Annotated in this window: 14 protein-coding genes; 6 read left to right on the top strand and 8 right to left on the bottom strand. The window is 74.0% G+C overall.

Annotated features, from left to right (window positions below; translation table 11 throughout):
* The first annotated feature begins 14 nt into the window (after positions 1 to 14).
* Positions 15 to 1,547: a GAF domain-containing protein gene (locus AB0C76_RS07170; protein WP_359960909.1), complete on the top strand. Its 1,533-nt coding sequence runs from the start codon at positions 15 to 17 to the stop codon at positions 1,545 to 1,547.
* Here AB0C76_RS07170 and AB0C76_RS07165 read toward each other — a convergent pair.
* On the bottom strand, positions 1,466 to 1,966 hold the full coding sequence (locus AB0C76_RS07165; protein ID WP_359960906.1) for an SsgA family sporulation/cell division regulator: 501 nt from the start codon (positions 1,964 to 1,966) through the stop codon (positions 1,466 to 1,468). The two genes, AB0C76_RS07170 and AB0C76_RS07165, sit on opposite strands and share 82 nt — an antisense overlap.
* A 295-nt stretch (positions 1,967 to 2,261) precedes the next feature.
* On the opposite strand from AB0C76_RS07165, the gene AB0C76_RS07160 reads away from it, so the two are divergent.
* From AB0C76_RS07160 to AB0C76_RS07150, 3 genes are all read left to right on the top strand, one after another.
* Positions 2,262 to 3,518 (top strand): hypothetical protein, encoded by a 1,257-nt coding sequence (locus AB0C76_RS07160; protein WP_359960903.1) that lies wholly within the window; start codon positions 2,262 to 2,264, stop codon positions 3,516 to 3,518.
* Positions 3,519 to 3,656: 138 nt separating this feature from the next.
* Complete coding sequence (locus AB0C76_RS07155; protein WP_359960900.1) at positions 3,657 to 4,922, top strand: TerD family protein; 1,266 nt, start codon at positions 3,657 to 3,659, stop codon at positions 4,920 to 4,922.
* Positions 4,923 to 4,984: 62 nt separating this feature from the next.
* The gene (locus AB0C76_RS07150; protein WP_359960897.1) at positions 4,985 to 5,473 is read left to right on the top strand and encodes a GNAT family N-acetyltransferase; all 489 of its coding nucleotides are present in this window, start codon (positions 4,985 to 4,987) and stop codon (positions 5,471 to 5,473) included.
* Between the two features lie 6 nt (positions 5,474 to 5,479).
* Here AB0C76_RS07150 and AB0C76_RS07145 read toward each other — a convergent pair whose 3' ends face one another.
* Complete coding sequence (locus AB0C76_RS07145) at positions 5,480 to 6,172, bottom strand: RraA family protein (RefSeq protein ID WP_359960894.1); 693 nt, start codon at positions 6,170 to 6,172, stop codon at positions 5,480 to 5,482.
* A gap of 146 nt (positions 6,173 to 6,318) precedes the next feature.
* On the opposite strand from AB0C76_RS07145, the gene AB0C76_RS07140 reads away from it, so the two are divergent.
* Positions 6,319 to 6,492, top strand: coding sequence for a hypothetical protein (locus AB0C76_RS07140; RefSeq protein WP_359961225.1), 174 nt, complete (start codon positions 6,319 to 6,321; stop codon positions 6,490 to 6,492).
* A 76-nt stretch (positions 6,493 to 6,568) separates the two neighbouring features.
* Here AB0C76_RS07140 and AB0C76_RS07135 read toward each other — a convergent pair whose 3' ends face one another.
* From AB0C76_RS07135 to AB0C76_RS07120, 4 genes are all read right to left on the bottom strand, one after another.
* Positions 6,569 to 7,498 (bottom strand): proline dehydrogenase family protein, encoded by a 930-nt coding sequence (locus AB0C76_RS07135; protein WP_329928485.1) that lies wholly within the window; start codon positions 7,496 to 7,498, stop codon positions 6,569 to 6,571.
* Positions 7,499 to 7,653: 155 nt separating this feature from the next.
* Positions 7,654 to 9,282, bottom strand: coding sequence for an L-glutamate gamma-semialdehyde dehydrogenase (pruA, locus tag AB0C76_RS07130; RefSeq protein WP_359960891.1), 1,629 nt, complete (start codon positions 9,280 to 9,282; stop codon positions 7,654 to 7,656).
* A 206-nt stretch (positions 9,283 to 9,488) separates the two neighbouring features.
* A complete protein-coding gene (locus AB0C76_RS07125) occupies positions 9,489 to 10,736 on the bottom strand; it encodes an FAD-dependent monooxygenase (protein ID WP_359960888.1) in 1,248 nt (415 codons plus the stop codon).
* The gene (locus AB0C76_RS07120) at positions 10,733 to 11,329 is read right to left on the bottom strand and encodes a PadR family transcriptional regulator (RefSeq protein WP_359960886.1); all 597 of its coding nucleotides are present in this window, start codon (positions 11,327 to 11,329) and stop codon (positions 10,733 to 10,735) included. Before AB0C76_RS07120 ends, AB0C76_RS07125 begins: the two co-directional genes overlap by 4 nt.
* Before the next feature lie 153 nt (positions 11,330 to 11,482).
* Between AB0C76_RS07120 and AB0C76_RS07115 the strand changes: the two genes are divergently transcribed.
* Positions 11,483 to 13,084 carry a helix-turn-helix domain-containing protein gene (locus AB0C76_RS07115; protein ID WP_359960883.1) on the top strand — a complete coding sequence of 534 codons (1,602 nt, stop codon included), beginning with the start codon at positions 11,483 to 11,485 and terminating at the stop codon, positions 13,082 to 13,084.
* A 29-nt stretch (positions 13,085 to 13,113) separates the two neighbouring features.
* Here AB0C76_RS07115 and AB0C76_RS07110 read toward each other — a convergent pair whose 3' ends face one another.
* Both AB0C76_RS07110 and AB0C76_RS07105 read right to left on the bottom strand, forming a co-directional pair.
* Positions 13,114 to 14,595: an alkaline phosphatase PhoX gene (locus AB0C76_RS07110; protein ID WP_359960881.1), complete on the bottom strand. Its 1,482-nt coding sequence runs from the start codon at positions 14,593 to 14,595 to the stop codon at positions 13,114 to 13,116.
* A gap of 146 nt (positions 14,596 to 14,741) precedes the next feature.
* Positions 14,742 to 15,914 (bottom strand): hypothetical protein, encoded by a 1,173-nt coding sequence (locus AB0C76_RS07105; protein WP_359960878.1) that lies wholly within the window; start codon positions 15,912 to 15,914, stop codon positions 14,742 to 14,744.
* Positions 15,915 to 15,948: the final 34 nt, after the last annotated feature.

Here is a 15,948-nt window from a genome sequence, read left to right as displayed (position 1 = left end):
GAGGAGCAACCCGAGTGCGTCAGACCGGACGGCAGACCCGACGACCAGAACGTCGAACCGCGCCGACCGCGGCCGAACTGGCCAAGGTCCACGACCGCACCCTCGCCGGCGCCGCCGCCCGGGAAGCCGCCCGCGAGAACACCCAACAGCCCGCCGGCACCGGCACCGCCGGCAACGGCCAGGACCTGCTGGAACCCCGCCCCGAGATCGGCGACTCCTGGGAGCGCCTGCGCCGTCTCGGCCTCGACCCCGACTCCGGTGCCGCCGCCGTCCACCTCGGCCCGGCCGAGGTCGAACTGCGCCGGCGGGCGAGCGGCCTGGAAGCCGTCATGCCCGTGCTGCGCGAGACCCTCATCCAGCCCGTGGACCAGGCCCCGCTGATCCTCGCGATCGCCGACGCCGAGGGCCACGTCCTGTGGCAGGAGGGTGAGCGGGGCCTGCGCCGCAGCGCCGACCGGATCGGCTTCCTGATCGGCGCCCGCTGGATCGAGGAGAGCGTCGGCACCAACGGGATCGCGGCGGCGCTCCGCACCCAGCGCCCGATGCACGTCCACTCCGCCGAGCACTACCTGCGCAGCCACCACTCCTGGACGTGCGTCGCCGCGCCCGTCCACGACCCCGGCACCGGACAGCTGATCGGCGCGGTCAACCTCAGCGGCCCCGCCCACAGCGTGCGCCCGTACCTGCTCCAACTCACCACCACGGCGGCGCGCCTCGCCGAGACCGAACTGCGCGCCCACCGGCTGGAGTCGCTCCACCAGCTGCGCACGATGGCCGCCCCGCTGCTCGCCCGGGTGGCCGGTCCGGCGCTCGTGGTGGACGCCGCCGGGTGGACCGCCGCCTCGGCCGGGCTCCCGCCGCTCGGCCGGCTGCGCCTGCCCGCGGAGAGCTGGGGCGGCACGGCCGTCCAGTGGGTGCCCGGGCTCGGCGAGTGCGTCCTCGAACCGCTGGCCGACGGCTGGCTGGTGCGGCCGGTCCGGCCGTCGGACGGGGACGGCACCCTCGCCGCCGAGCAGTTGGAGGGAGCCCGGCTGCGCCTGGACCTGCGACGCGCGGACCGTCCGGAGCTCTCGGTGCAGGGCGCGGCCGGCGGGTGGTCCCACGCGCTCAGCCCCCGCCACGCCGAACTCCTGCTCCTGCTGGCCACCGGACGCAACGGCAGCACCGCCGCGCAACTCGCCGACGCGCTGTTCGGGGATCCGGCCAGGACGGTCACCGTCCGCGCCGAGCTGTCCCGGCTGCGCCGCTACCTGGGCGGCCTGCTGGCCCACCGGCCGTACCGGTTCGCGGAGTCGGTGCTGGTCACGGTACTGGGCCCGGACGATCCGTACGACCTGCTGCCGTCGTCGTCGGCCCCGGCCGTGCGCCGCCTGCGGACGGCACTGGCCGCCGGCACGGTACGCCTGCCGGGCACGGTGGTACCCGAGCCCCGGGCATCCGACCCGCGCACCCGCGTGAGCGCCCCTCAGCCGCCCGCGAGCAGGGCGGCCAGCTGGGCGTCGGTCGGGCCGCAGGCACGCTCGGCCTCCTCGGAGACCAGCGCGTAGGTCCGCTCGAGCCAGGCCTGCACGCGGGGCTTGGAGACCTCCAACAGGGCGCTGCCGTGCGGGGATTCGAGCGCGAGGTGCAACGTCGAGCCGTGGCACGGGCAGTACGCCGGCCACAGTTTGACGTCGCCCTGGCCGCTCAGCGTGCGCAGGCCGTCGCGCAGGAGTTCGCGCGAGAACACCCAGTCGGCCTCGTCCGGCCGGCCCACGTGGAAGGTCAGCAGCACCTCGTACGGACGGGCGGCGTCGAAGCGGAACCGGGTACGGACCTCGCCGACCGTCTCCTCGCCCAGCGAGATCCGCAGCGTCAGCACCTCCTCCACCGCCGCCGGAGCGGCGGTGGAGCCCTCCCCATCGTCGCCCGTGGGGGTGGCGGCGAGGGGTGCACTGGAGGCTGCGGACAGCGGGTCGGGCGGCATGACGGTCTCTCCGGGACGGCGTGGGATGCTCTCAGACTGCGCCACTGCGAACCGGGCGGGCAAGGGTTGCAAGGAGGTTGCAACCACACCCGTCCCGGACGGACGGTCCTCACCGGGACTTGTCAGACGATCCGTCAACTTCCTTACCTTGAACGGATGTCCACGAAGTGGATGGGATCCGTCCACGACGTGGCCGCCCGCTGGTACGCTCACCCCCTCCCGGAACGGACCCCGCACCACGGACCGTGGGAGAATGCGGCGACTGCGACGGCGACTTCGGGGAGGGAGGGGTCCGGTGGCTGTGCGCGAGGACGCGGTACCGGACGTGCGGCACGAGGCCGCGCCACACGGTCGGCACGGTCGGCCACGCCCGTTCGGCGGCCGGTTCCGGCTGCCCACCCTGCGGTTCTCCGGCGCCGCGATGGCGATGTCCACGGTCGTCGGCATCAGCATCGCCACCACCCTGCTCCTGCACGAGCAGCAGGGCATCGGCCGGCGGGCCGGCGTCGCGCGGGTCGGCACGACGCCGCCGCCGACCCCGAGCGGGAGCGGCACCGAACAGGCGGAGGCCGCCGCGGAGCACCCCCCGGCGGCGCCCGAGCCCAGCGGCCGGCCGGCCGCCTCCCGGCCCGCGCGGCCCCACCCCGGATCGTCGACGCCCGCCCCCTCCACGCCCCGGCCGGGCACGCCCGAGCCGACGGCCACCGCGCCCGAGGGCGGACACACCGGACTCGCGTCCACCGACGATCCGTCCGGCCTGGGCCGCGGGGCCACCACGGCGCACGGGCCGGCGGCGCCGTCCGGGCAGGCGCCTGCGCAGACGTCTCCGCAGACGTCTCCGCAGCTGACGCCCACCCCGTCGCCGGCGCAGCCGTCCGGACAGCCGTCGCCGTCCCCGAACGCGGGCCTCCCGTCCGGCACGCCGTCGTTCACACCGAGGCTCCCGACCGTCCCTTCGGTGGTCCCGGCCGTCCCGGGATCCGACATCACACCGAAGGCCCCTGGCACCGCCGGCGTCCCCGACACCACTGGAACCACTGGAACCGCCGACGCGATCCCCGAGGCCGAGCAGCCCCTGAGCGGCGTCGCCCAGGTCACCCCGCTCGGTCGCGACGGCACGCGACACGTGCTCGGCCTCAGCATCACCGAGCCCGTCACCGCCCTCCAGGCCGAATTCCGGCTCTCCCCGGGCGAGTTGGCCCCGGGAAGCGGCACCGCGTGGACGGACCTGCCCGGCGCCGTGGTCACCACCCAGCAGGAACGGGGCGCCCTGGTCTACCGGTTCACCACCCCGGCCGGTACCGACGTCAGCCCGGGCCGCTACACGTTCGGAGTCCGCGGTACCCGCCCGGCCGTGACGGCTCCGTGCAAGGGCGCCGGGGCGGAGGGCTGGAACGCCGCCGCCTTCGGCATCACCGACCCCCGGGCCGTCGCCGCCCTGGGCACCTTCGCCGAGGCGGCACCGCAAGCAGACCGGCAGCCCGCCCCGTCGGCAGCCCCGTCGAAGACCCCGCCGGGAGCCCGGCCGAAGACCCCGCCCGTCCACCGCTGACGCCCGGCCGGGCCCCGCGGGTCCCACCCGGCGGCCGGGGCTCGTCTCCGCGGCCACGTTCGTTACTGTGGGCAGCACCCGGCCCGGCGGCCCGACCGGGCCCCGTGCGGCCGCCGACCCGTACCCGAGGAGGAGTCCGTGTCCACCGTCCTGACCCCCGGCGGAAACGCACCGCTGTCCGCCGCGCGGGTGACCGTCGAGGTCACCGCGCCCAAGACGCTGGACGTCTCCGGCCTGCTGCTGACCGACGCCGGGAAGGTGCGTTCGGACGCCGACTTCGTGTTCTTCAACGCCCCGCACGGCCCCGGCGTCAGCCACCGCCCGGCCGGCGCGGGGGTGCCGGACGCGATCACCGTGGACACCCGGGCCCTTCCGCCCGGGATCACCAAGGTGGTCGTGACGGCCAGCCCGGCCGACCAGGAGAGCACGTTCGCCGGGATGGAGCCGACCGCGACCGTCCGCGACGCCGACACCGGTCAGGTGCTGGTCTCCTTCACCCCGCCGCCGCTCGGCCGGGAGACCGCGCTCATCGTGGTGGAGGTGTACCTGCGCAACGGCGCGTGGAAGGTGCGGGCGGTCGGCCAGGGGTACGCCAACGGGCTCGCGGGCATCGCCACCGACTTCGGCGTCACCGTCGACGACACCCCGGTGACCCCGACGGCTCCGGCGGCTCCGGCGGTCTCCGTCGCGCCGCCGATGCCGACCGCCCCGCCGCCCGCACCGACCACGTCGCCCGTCGACCCGCGCATCGCCCGCACCACCGCACCCCCGATGCCGGCCACCCCGCCGCCCGCCGCACCGCCGGCACCTGCGGCGGCCACCCGCCCGAAGGTCACCCTCGACAAGGGCCGGGTCAACCTGGTCAAGGGCAGCTCGGTGTCCCTGGTCAAGAACGGCCGCCCGTTCCTCTCCTCGGTCCGGATGGCCCTCGGCTGGGAGCCCGCCGGCCGCGGCCGCAGCGTCGACCTCGACGCCTCCTGCATCGCCTTCGACGCCAGGCGCCGCAAGCTGGAGACGGCCTGGTTCATGAAGCTCACCGTCTTCAACGGCGCGATCGCCCACTCCGGCGACAACCTCACCGGCGCGGGCACCGGCGACGACGAGTCGATCACCGTCCACCTGGAGGGCCTGCCCGCCGAGGTCACCGGCCTGGTCTTCGTCGTCAACTCCTTCTCCGGGCAGCGCTTCACCGAGGTGCAGAACGCCTACTGCCGCCTGCTGGACGCCGGCAGCGGACAGGAGCTGGCCCGCTTCGACCTGACCCACTCGGAGCCGCGCACCGGTGTGGTGATGTGCAAGCTGGTCCGCCAGAACACCGGCGAGTGGGAGATGACGGCGCTCGGCGAGTACGTGGACGCCAAGACCGCCCGCGCGATGATCGAGCCGTCCGCCGCACTCCTCTGAACCCCGGCCCGCCCACCGGAAAACCGGTGGCCGGGCCGCTGGGCCGGAGCCATCCTGTCCGCATGCAGATCAGAGAAGCCACCGCCGAGGACTGGCCGGCCGTCTGGCCGTTCTTCCACGCGATCGTCGCCGCGGGCGAGACGTTCCCCTACCCGCCGGACCTCTCCTCCGAGCTCGGCCGCGAGTGGTGGCTGCTGCCCGCGCCGAACCGCACGGTGGTCGCGGTGGACGACGCGGGCACGGTCGTCGGCACCGCGAACATGTGCCGCAACCGCCCGGGCAACGGCTCGCACGTGGCCAGCGCCAGCTACATGGTGGACCCGGCCCACCACGGGCGGGGCATCGGGCGGGCCCTGGTCGAGCACACCCTCGACTGGGCCCGCCGACAGGGCTATCGCGCCATGCAGTTCAACGCGGTGGTGGCGAGCAACCACCATGCGGTGAGGCTCTACGAGTCGCTGGGCTTCACCATCGTCGGCACCGTCCCCGAGGCCTTCCGCCACCCCACCGAGGGATACGTCGGCCTCCACGTGATGCACCGCCCGCTCTGAGAGCGGCTACTCCTCGATGGCCCCGCCCACCCGGCGCAGGTGCTGCCGGAAGCTGTACGCCGGGTCGGCGGCGCGCCGCTCCAGGTACTCGTCGAAGGCGGTCTGCCGCCGGAGCGTGTCACCGGAGCGGATCCGCCCGGCCTGGGCGCGCTCGGTGCGGGCGATGTCCGCAGCCGCCGCGAGCACCTCCTCGATCCGGTCGCCGGGGACGAACAGCACCCCGTCCGCGTCGGCGAGGACCACGTCCCCGGCGTCCACCAGGTGCGGCCCGAACCGCGCCGTGACCAGCGCCTCCGGCTCCCGCTCGGCCAGCCGCAGGGGCCCGAGCGGCAGGGCGCCGTAGCTGAACACCGGCAGCCCGATCTCCACCAGCTCGGGCGTGTCCCGGTGCAGCCCCCACACGACGATCCCGGCGACCCCGGCCGCCATCGCCTCCAGCACGGCGAGGTCCCCGATGCAGGCCTCGTCCGTCCGCCCGCCGTTGTCGATCACGAGGACGTCCCCGTCCCGCGCGGCCCCGTACGCCTCCAGGAAGACGTCCACGCTCCCGTAGTGCCGCACCGGCAGCACCCGCCCGGCGACCCGGGCCCCCGCCACGACCCCCGCAACCCCCACCGGCGCCGCCCGCACCCCCACCCCGAGCCGCACGCAGGCATCCGCCACCAGCGGCGTCGACAGCCCCTCGAACTCCTTCAGCATCCCCAACTCCTCCCGCCGGAGCCCCAGTTCACCACCCCCAGATCCTAGGCGGGACTCAAACTCACACCATCGGGTGAAAGTCCGCCGCATACGGCACAACCCGACCGAAGAACGATGAGCGTGGCGCCCATCGAAGGAGGGGCATCATGAGTCCTGCGGCGCATGAACAAGCGATCGCGGGCTCCCCGTCGCAGGCCGACATCCTGCTGGAGAGTTTCCTGAGCCTGCACTCCCCCGAAGGCTTCCGGGCCGAGCAAATCGAGGGAGAGATCATCGTGGCACCATCGCCGGACGGCCTGGACACGAAAGACTTCCTCTAGAGCCCCGGAAGACGCGAAACGGCTCGCACCCCCTCCCACAAAGGGGGTACGAGCCGTCGGCACCGGGGCCGCAGCGTCAGCTGCGGGTGGCCATGGCGCGCAGGAAGAAGGTCAGGTTGGCCGGGCGCTCGGCGAGGCGGCGCATGAAGTAGCCGTACCACTCCTGGCCGTACGGGAGGTACACGCGCATGGTGTTGCCCTCGCCGGCGAGGCGCAGCTGCTCCTCCGGGCGGATGCCGTAGAGCATCTGGTACTCGAACGAGTCGCGCGTGCGGCCGTTCCACTGGGCCAGCTGTCCGGCGATCTTGATCATGTTCGGGTCGTGCGAGGCGATCATCGGGTAACCCTCGCCCGCCATCAGGACCTTGAGGGCGCGGACGTACGCGAGGTCGACCTCGTGCTTGCCCTGGAAGGCGACCGACTCGGGCTCCTTGTAGGCGCCCTTGCACAGGCGCACGCGCGAGCCGGCGCCGGAGAACTCGCGGCAGTCGGCCTCGGTGCGGCGCAGGTAGGCCTGGAGCACGACGCCCAGCCACGGGAAGTCGGCCCGCAGCTCGCGCGCGATGGCGAGGGTGGAGTCGGTGGTGGTGTGGTCCTCCATGTCGAGGGTCACCGTGGTGCCCGCGTCGGCGGCGGCCTCGCAGATGCGACGGGCGTTCTCCAGCGCGATCTTCTCGCCGTCCACCGGCAGGAACTGGCCGACGGCCGACAGCTTGACGGACACCTCGGCGCCGGCCGCGAGGCCGGTCTCCTTGAGCGCCTTGAGCAGGTGCTCGTACGCCTCGGCGGTGCCGGCGGCCTGGGCGGCGTCCTGGGTGTCCTCGCCGAGGTGGTCCAGGGTGACCTTGCGGCCGGTGGCGACCAGGTCGTCGCAGGCGGTGACGGCGTCGTCGAGGACCTCGCCGGCGACGAAGCGCTCGACTATCGCGTGGGTCGGCGGGAACTTCTCGACCACGGTGCGGACCTGCGGCGACCGGGAGGCCGCGAGGAGGGCGGAACGGAGCATCGTGACTCCTGGAGCTGGTGCTTCTAAGGGTGGCAGAAAGGGCCGGGGCGGCGGTACGGGGGTGGCCCGCCGCCCCGGCGGGGCGACGCCCGGTTGCGGGACCGGGCGTCGCGGGTGACCGATGGCTGCGGGAGCCGAAGGGTCGAGGGGGCCGGTCAGCCCATGTGCGGGTAGCGGTAGTCCGTCGGCGGGACGAAGGTCTCCTTGACCGAGCGGGTCGAGGTCCACCGCGCGAGGTTCTGCTTGGCGCCGGCCTTGTCGTTGGTGCCGGAGGCCCGGCCGCCGCCGAAGGGCTGCTGGCCGACGACGGCGCCGGTCGGCTTGTCGTTGATGTAGAAGTTGCCGGCCGCGAAGCGCAGCTTCTCCATCGCGTGCTCGACGGCCGCGCGGTCCTGGGAGATGATCGAGCCGGTCAGGCCGTAGGCCGAGACGGACTCCATCTGCGCCAGCATCTCGTCGTACTTCTCGTCCTCGTAGACGTGGACGGCGAGGATCGGGCCGAAGTACTCGTCGCGGAAGTACTCCGAGGCCGGGTCCTGGCACACGAGCACGGTCGGGCGGACGAAGTAGCCGACCGAGTCGTCGTAGGTGCCGCCCGCGAGGACCTCGACCTGCGGGTCGGCCTGGGCGCGGTCGATGGCGGCCTTGTTCTTGGCGAAGGCGCGCTCGTCGATGACGGCGGACATGAAGTTGCCCAGGTCGCTGACGTCGCCCATGGTGAGGCCGTCGACCTCGGCGGCGAACTCGTCCTTCAGGCCGGCCCACAGCGAGGCGGGGACGTAGGCGCGGGAGAGCGCCGAGCACTTCTGGCCCTGGAACTCGAAGGCGCCGCGGGTCATCGCGGTCTTCAGCACGGCCGGGTCGGCGGACGGGTGGGCGACCAGGAAGTCCTTGCCGCCGGTCTCGCCGACGATCCGCGGGTAGGTGCGGTACTGCGAGATGTTGTTGCCGACCTCGCGCCACAGGTGCTGGAAGGTGGCGGTGGAGCCGGTGAAGTGGATGCCGGCGAGCGCCGGGTGCTTCAGCGCGACGGCGGAGACGTCGAGGCCGTCGCCGGTCACCATGTTGATGACGCCCTTGGGCAGGCCGGCCGCCTCCAGCAGCTGCATGAGCAGGTGCGCGGAGAACTGCTGGGTCGGGGACGGCTTCCAGAGCACCACGTTGCCCATCAGCGCGGGCGCGGTCGGCAGGTTGCCGGCGATCGCGGTGAAGTTGAACGGGGTGATGGCGTAGACGAAGCCCTCCAGCGGGCGGTGGTCGCTGCGGTTCCACACGCCGTCCGAGGAGACCGGCTGCTCGGCCATGATCTGGCGGGCGAAGTGCACGTTGAAGCGCAGGAAGTCGACCAGCTCGCAGGGGGTGTCGATCTCGGCCTGCTGCGCGGTCTTGGACTGGCCGAGCATGGTGGCGGCGGCCAGGGTCTCGCGCCAGGGGCCGGCCAGCAGGTCGGCGGCGCGGAGGAAGATCGCGGCGCGGGAGTCGAAGGAGAGCGCCTGCCAGGCCGGGGCGGCGGCCAGGGCAGCGTCGATGGCGTCCTGCGCGTCGGCCTGGGTGGCGTTGCGCAGGGTGCCGAGCCGAGCCGCGTGGTTGTGCGGCTGGACGACGTGGATCTCGGCGCCGCCGCCCATGCGGCGCTCACCGTTGATCGTCATGGTCAGCTGGACCGGCTCCTGGCCGCCCAGCTCCTTCAGCTTGGCCTCCAGACGGGCCCGTTCGGGGCTGCCGGGGGCGTAGCTGTGGACCGGCTCGTTCACCGGCGCGGGGACCTGGGTCACAGCGTCCATAGAGCGCACGCTCTCCTTCGTTGTTGCAGGGGGATGCCGACGCGGGTCGCACGTCGACCACAGCACGAACGCTATTCCTGCACCCGCGGGCACTTGATTGGCCGGGCGGCTAAATTCCCCCGTACGGCGTTGTCCGGCCCGACGAACAACGTCACGGCGCGGTCACGGACGGCGCCGGGCGCCGCCCGCGTGGCCCCGACGGCCCCTCACACCCCGGCCGCGACCCCGTTCACGCCTCCCGCGGCCACCCGCCGCTCCCAGTCGATCCGGTAGCCGTGCACGGGGCGGAGCATCTTCTCCGGGCTCATGAAGGTCCGCACGGCGATCGGCGCGAGCAGCCGGAACATCACCCGCGCGACCGGCCCGGAGGACTTCTGGCTGTTGGTGCGGGCCGCGTCGGCGGCGATCTTCTCGACCCGCGGCCGGCGCATCGCCTCGTAGGCGGCGAACGCGGCGGCGAGGTCGGGCAGGTCCCGCAGGCAGCGGGCGAGTTCGACGGCGCTCTCGACGGCGAGCGAGACGCCCTGGCCGGAGCTGTTGGACGGCGCGTGCACCGAGTCGCCGACCAGGACCATCCGGCCGCGGTACCAGTGCGGGACGGACGGCATGATCTCCAGCCGCGGGAAGACCTCCATGCCGTCGGCGTCGGCCGCCGCGAGGACGTCCCGGGCGGGCACGTCGCCGGAGTGCAGGTCGCGCAGCCGGCGCAGCCACTCCTCGTTGCCCACCGCGCGAACCTGTTCGTAGGTCAGCTGCTCGGGCTGCGGGACGTTGCTGAACCACGCCGTCCCGGCACCCCCGGGCAGCCCCCAGTAGCCGAAGAAGGCGCGGGCGCCGTTGGCGAAGTGCACGGTCTCGCCACGTCCGGCCCGGCCGGGCAGGCGGTACGGGCTGTAGCCGCCGATGCCGAGCAGCCCGGTGTACCGGGCGCCGGGCGCGGCCGGGTCGATCAGGGTGCGGACCGTGGAGCGGGTGCCGTCGGCACCGATCAGCAGGTCGCCGGTGGCGGTGGTGCCGTCGGCGAAGCGGGCGGTGATGCCGTCGGCGCCCTCCTCGGCGCCGACGAGCCGTTTGCCGTAGCGGACTTCGATGCCGGCCTCGCCGAGCCGCCGCTGCAGCACCTCGTACAGTTCGGCGCGGCGCATCAGCCGTCCGCGCGGCAGGTCGGGCAGCCCGGCGAACTCGGCGAGCGTGCCGCCCCTGCCGTCCTCGATGACCATCGGGCCGACCGGCTGGCCGAGCCGGCCGACCTCCGCCTCCAGCCCGACGACCGCGAGGGCGCCGAGCCCGTTGGGGGCGATCATGAACGTCCCGCCGATGCCCTCGGCGGAGTTCTCGTAGGCCTCGAACACGAGCGGCTCGATGCCGGCCCGGCGCAGGGCCAGCGCCATGACCGGGCCGGCGATCCCGCCGCCGATGACGAGGGCCTTCTTCGACGTGCGCGGTGCACTCATTGCAGACTCCCGAAGTACTCCTGCCAGGTCCGGACGAAGTCCGGCTCCTGGAGCTGGGTGACGAGGCGCCCGACGAACGCGATCTCGGTCTCCAGTCCGCCGACCCGGTACTCCTCCTCGATCAGGAAGACCCAGCCGACGCCCTCCTCGGCGGCCTTGCGCAGCGTCGCCCGGATCCCCGCCACTTCGGCGGTCAGGGCGGTCCGCCGCTGCTCGAGGAGCTCCACGGCCTCGGCCGGCGGGAGCACCATGAGCAGCGACAGCGAGACCCCGAACGCGGGGTACTCGTGCTGCGGTTCGGCGACGAGTTCGCGCATCCAGTCGTAGAGCTCCGCCTTGCCCTCGGGCGTGAGGGCGTAGACGGTTCGCTCCGGCCGCTGGGTGTCGCGGACGGTTTCCTGCTCGGCGACGAACCCGGCCTTCCGCAGCTGCTCCACGACCATGTAGAGCGAGCTGCGGTTGTACTTGATGTTGCGGTCCTTGGCGTGCTCCTTGAGCCGGCGCCCCATCTCGTAGGGGTGCAGCGGTTCGGCCAGGAGTTCCGCCAGGACGGCGAGGGCCAGCGGGTTCGACACCTTGCGTCGCTTCGCCACGAGACGTTCCTCATCTCTTGGTCAGTACTGACTATCCACTCCTGAATAGTCAGAGTCAACTATCTACGAATGCCCGGCGGCGACTCTGTCCGCCCGGCTAAAATCAACCACACGGCCTTGTCCGCTCGGATGAAGGCAGCTGAAGGGAGGCCGATGACGAGCCCCGGCCTTCCGCTCCGGCAGCTCCTGATGTCCCTCGGCGAGCCCCTGGTCGAGCTCCAGGCCGCCCCGCAGGGCCTGGACGTGCCCGTCCGCGACGTCGCGATCCTCGACCCCGAGGACCCGCCGGCCGCAGCCCCCGGCGAGCTCGTCCTCGCGATCGGCGCCCGCGGCCGCGCCGCCCTCCCCGCCCTGCGCGCCGCCGGCCGGGCCGGCGCGGCGGCCGTCGCCGTCAAGCTCGACGCCCCCGGCCAGGCGGACGCCCTGCGCGAGGCCGCGACCGACGCCGGCGTCGCCCTGCTCTCGGTGCGCCGCGAGACCCGCTGGGAGCACCTGGACTCGCTGGCCCGCGCGATCATCGCCGGTCCGGACGCCCCCGACACCGCCGGCGCCCCCGAGCACAACGCGGGCGACCTCTTCTCCCTCGCCCAGACCGTCGCCGTGCTCACCAGCGGCATCGTCTCGATCGAGGACACGTCCAGCCGGGTGCTCGCCTACTCCCGCTCCTCCGACTCCGACGAGGTCGACGACCTGCGCCGGCTCTCCATCCTCGGCTGGCAGGGCCCCGAGCCGTACCTCTCCAAGCTCCGCGAGTGGGGCATCTTCCAGCACCTGCGCACCTCGGACGCCCCGATCGCGGTCGAGCCGCACCCCGAACTCGGCCTGCGCCGCCGCCTCGCGGTCGGCATCCGGGCCGGGGCGCAGCCGCTCGGCACCATCTGGGTGCAGGAGGGCGCGCAGCCGCTGGCCCCGCTCGCCGAGCAGGCCCTGGTCGGCGCCGCCCGCGTCGCCGCCGCCCAGCTGGTGCGCCGCAGACGGGAGCTGTCCGCGGACGTGCGGCTCACGCAGACCCTGCTCACGGGCCTGCTGGAGGGCTCCACCGGCCCGCAGTCGCTCGCCACCCACCTGGGGCTCGACCTGCGCCGCCCGGCCACCGTCCTCGCGTACGGCGCCCGCACCACCGAGGCGCTGCACCGCACCGACATCACCGGCCTGATCTCGGTGCACACCGCCGCCCGGCACCGCGGGGCGCTGCTCGCCCCGATCGAGTCCCGGGTGTACGTGCTGCTGCCCGAACTCCCGCCGGGCCTGCCGATGACGACCGTCCGCGACTGGGCCTCCGAGGTGGTCGAGGCGGCCAGGGAACACCTCGGCGTGCCGCTGCGGGCCGCGATCGGCTCGACCGTGGACGGCCTCGCCCAGGTGCCGGACTCCCGGGCCCAGGCGGACCGGATCCTCGACGCGATGGGCCGCGGCGGGGTGGACCTCGACGTGGCCGCGCTGATCGACGTCCAGGCCGAGGTGCTGGTGAGCGAGATGCTCGCGCTGCTCCAGGAGCGTGGCGGCCTGCGCGACCCGAGGCTGACCGCGCTCACCGCCTACGACCGGCGGCACGGCACCCGGCTCGCCGAGTCCGTGCTGGCCTGGCTGGACGCGCTCGGCGAGGTCCGGGTGGCCGCGGACGCCCTGCACATCCACCCCAACACCCTGCGCTACCGGGTGCGCCGCGCCGAGCAGTTGACCGGCATCGACCTCGCCCAGCCGCAGCAGCGCCTGCTGGCGATGCTGCAACTGCGGCTGCCCGCGGACGAGTAGCCGCGGGCAGCGCGTTCACTTCCGTCGGGTCACTCCCCGTAGCCCTGCCCGCGCTTGTGCTCGTCGAGGCGGTGCCACGGGCCGGTGATGGCGAGCTGGATGCCCGGCTCCTGGATGTTGGCGTACAGCGTGCGGCCGTCGTCCGAGAAGGTCACCCCGGTGAACTCGCTGAACTCGGGCTTCGCCGCGGTGCCGATGTTGAGCTCGTTGCGCGCGATCGGGTAGGTCAGCCCGTCCTCGGTCGCGCCGAACAGGTGCTGGATCCCCTCGCCGTCCTCGGCGATCACCACGCCGCCGTACGGCGAGACGGTGATGTTGTCGGGCCCGTCGAAGTTGTCGTGGTCGCCCAGCACGTCGGTGTTGACGCCGAGCAGCACCTTGAGGGTGATCGTGCGCCGCGCCGGGCTGTAGAACCACACCTGCCCGTCGTGCTGCACCGGGCTCTCCGAGCGGGCGAAGCTGGAGACGAAGTAGAAGCCGCCGTCACCCCACCACATGCCCTCCAGCTTGCGGGCCCGGGTGACCTCGCCGTCCTTGAACTGCTTGCGGACGGAGACCGTCCGGGCGTCCCGGTCCTGGACCTTCACCCAGTCGACGCCGTACGTCGTCCCGACCGTGACGGCCCGGGAGAGGTCGTCGACCAGCTTGCCGTGCGAGTCGAAGACCTTGAAGGCCTCCAGCACGCCGGCGTCCGCCGCCAACGCGCGCAGCTTGTACCGGCCGTGCTCGAAGCCGGCCGGCGGGGTCCATCGGTAGAGCAGCCCGTTGGGGTTCCCGGCGTCCTCGGTCAGGTAGACGTGCCCGCGCTTCCGGTCGACGACGACCGCCTCGTGCGCGTACCGGCCGAACGCCTTGACCGGCTGCGGGTCGCGGTTGTAGTCGTCGTCGAAGGGGTCGACCTCGAACACGTAGCCGTGGTCCTTGGTCATGCCGTTCTGCCCGGCCCGGTCCTCCGTCTCCTCGCCGGAGAGCCAGGTGCCCCACGGGGTCACGCCGCCCGCGCAGTTGGTGGAGGTGCCGGCGATGCCGACCCACTGCTCGACCGAGCCGTCCCGCTTGGCGTGCACGATCGTGCAGCCGCCGGCCGCGCCGGGGTCGTAGACGTGGCCCTCGGTCAGCGGCACCGGGTGCGGCCAGTTCGCCCGCGGCCCGCGCAGCTCGTGGTTGGTGACGAGCAGGTTGCCGCCGCGCTCGTCCTCGAACGCGGACGTGCCGTCGTGGTTGCTCGGCGTGAACTCGCCGGTGCGCAGCCGGGATTCGCCCGCCCGGTTGAGCACGGTGTAGCGGAAGCCGGCCGGCAGGGACAGCAGCCCGGCCGGGTCCTGGACGAGCGGTCCGTAGCCGACGGCGGCGCGCGCCGCGCCGGCGGCGGCCGTGGCCGGCCGCTCGCCGCCGGCCGGGGCGGCGATCGCGCCCGGGGCGCTGGACAGGGCCTCGGCGCTGCCGGCGATCAGCACACCGGCGCCGACGAGGGTGGAACGGTTGACGAAGTCCCGGCGGGACAGCGGCATGGCAGCAACTCCTGAGGCGAGGGGCGGGGCGTCGAGACGCGTCGTCGACGCCCAGCAGACTCCGCCGCAGGGGTGAACCCGGCATGGCGGGCACGTCACGCGCGGGCGACCGTTTGCCGACCTATTGCCGTCACATGACCGCTGCTTTACCCGGCCCGCGTCCGCCACTGCTCCCAGGCCGACAGCCACAGCTGCTCGGCCAGCGCCTGCGCCTCCCAGCCCTCGGGCCCGCCGCCCGAGCGGTCCCGCCACAGCTGCTCCCACGCCCGCTGCGCCGGCAGGCTCGCCACCTCGCTCGCGAACACCGTGTACCGGACGACCTCCTCGACGGCCGCCGCGCCCTCCGGCGTCCCGATCACCCAGTGCGTCTGCCCGGCCAGCCGCTCCAGGTGGTTGACCATCGACGTCACGGCCGCCAGCGCCTCCTCCCGGGTCTCCGAGGCGAGCCGCATCTGCTGGCGCACCGCCGCCTCCCAGCGCACCGCGCACGCCTCCCCGCGCAGCCCGCGCGGCAGCCGCGGCGGCCGCCCGGCCCGCACCTGCGCCTCGATCGCCGCGGACTCGGCGATGGTCTGCCCGATCAGCGCCCGGTGCGCCTCCAGCCCGTGCACCGGCGGCAGTTCGCGCTCCTCGACCGGCACCCGCGCGGAGTGCCGGGACGACAGCTCGTGCAGCAGCTCGCTGCGCCCGCGCAGGTACCGCTCGATGTCGCCGATCCGGCCGAGCTCCAGCCCGCCGGGCGCCACTCCGCGCCCGCACACCGTGACGGTGAGCCCGTCGATCCGCAGCCGCCCGGCCCACACCGGCCCGGGCCCGCCGTCCTCCGGCGTCCCCGGCCACAGCACCGGCCGGTCCTCGTGCACCTCGACCGCGCACGGCTCGCCGTCCACCGTGATCCACTCGCGCAGCGCCCGGACCCTCCCGGGCCCGTCGCCCTCGTCGATCCCGAGGTGGTCGTAGACCCGGTCCCGCTCGTCCTCGACGACGTCCTCCAGCTCGGGCAGGACGAGGCAGCGCTCGGCGCCCGGCCGGTAGGTGCGGACGGTGACGTACGGCCCCGCGGTCGAGCTCCAGTCGCCCGACTGCACCTCGACCCAGTCCAGCCGGCCGCCGTTGGTCTCGAACGCACCGAGCGCGTCGCCCGCCCGGTCGAGCCCGGCCGCGACGCCGTACACGGGGAAGTCTGCGGCGGCCAGGGTCCGGCGGGTGAACTCCTCCACCTGGGCGAGCCGGTCCGCCCGCTCGCGCGCTCCCGGGGCGTTCCGTCCGGCGTCCGGTGTCCCGCGCCGCTCCTGGGGCCTGCCGTCGCTCTCCCGCATCACCTGTGCCGCACCCCCGAGTCCTCCCGCCCGC

Source organism: Kitasatospora sp. NPDC048722, from assembly GCF_040650235.1.
GTDB lineage: Bacteria > Actinomycetota > Actinomycetes > Streptomycetales > Streptomycetaceae > Kitasatospora.
This window is presented reverse-complemented; position numbering and strand designations above follow the sequence as displayed.

Bases quoted from the DNA above. Each gene is read 5' to 3' on its own strand.
- AB0C76_RS07145 (WP_359960894.1), bottom strand. From the start codon at position 6,172: ATGCTGAAGGAGTTCGAGGGGCTGTCGACGCCGCTGGTGGCGGATGCC.
- AB0C76_RS07125 (WP_359960888.1), bottom strand. From the start codon at position 10,736: ATGAGTGCACCGCGCACGTCGAAGAAGGCCCTCGTCATCGGCGGCGGG.
- AB0C76_RS07140 (WP_359961225.1), top strand. From the start codon at position 6,319: ATGAGTCCTGCGGCGCATGAACAAGCGATCGCGGGCTCCCCGTCGCAG.
- AB0C76_RS07135 (WP_329928485.1), bottom strand. From the start codon at position 7,498: ATGCTCCGTTCCGCCCTCCTCGCGGCCTCCCGGTCGCCGCAGGTCCGC.
- AB0C76_RS07105 (WP_359960878.1), bottom strand. From the start codon at position 15,914: ATGCGGGAGAGCGACGGCAGGCCCCAGGAGCGGCGCGGGACACCGGAC.
- AB0C76_RS07110 (WP_359960881.1), bottom strand. From the start codon at position 14,595: ATGCCGCTGTCCCGCCGGGACTTCGTCAACCGTTCCACCCTCGTCGGC.
- AB0C76_RS07115 (WP_359960883.1), top strand. From the start codon at position 11,483: ATGACGAGCCCCGGCCTTCCGCTCCGGCAGCTCCTGATGTCCCTCGGC.
- AB0C76_RS07150 (WP_359960897.1), top strand. From the start codon at position 4,985: ATGCAGATCAGAGAAGCCACCGCCGAGGACTGGCCGGCCGTCTGGCCG.
- AB0C76_RS07165 (WP_359960906.1), bottom strand. From the start codon at position 1,966: ATGCCGCCCGACCCGCTGTCCGCAGCCTCCAGTGCACCCCTCGCCGCC.
- pruA (WP_359960891.1), bottom strand. From the start codon at position 9,282: ATGGACGCTGTGACCCAGGTCCCCGCGCCGGTGAACGAGCCGGTCCAC.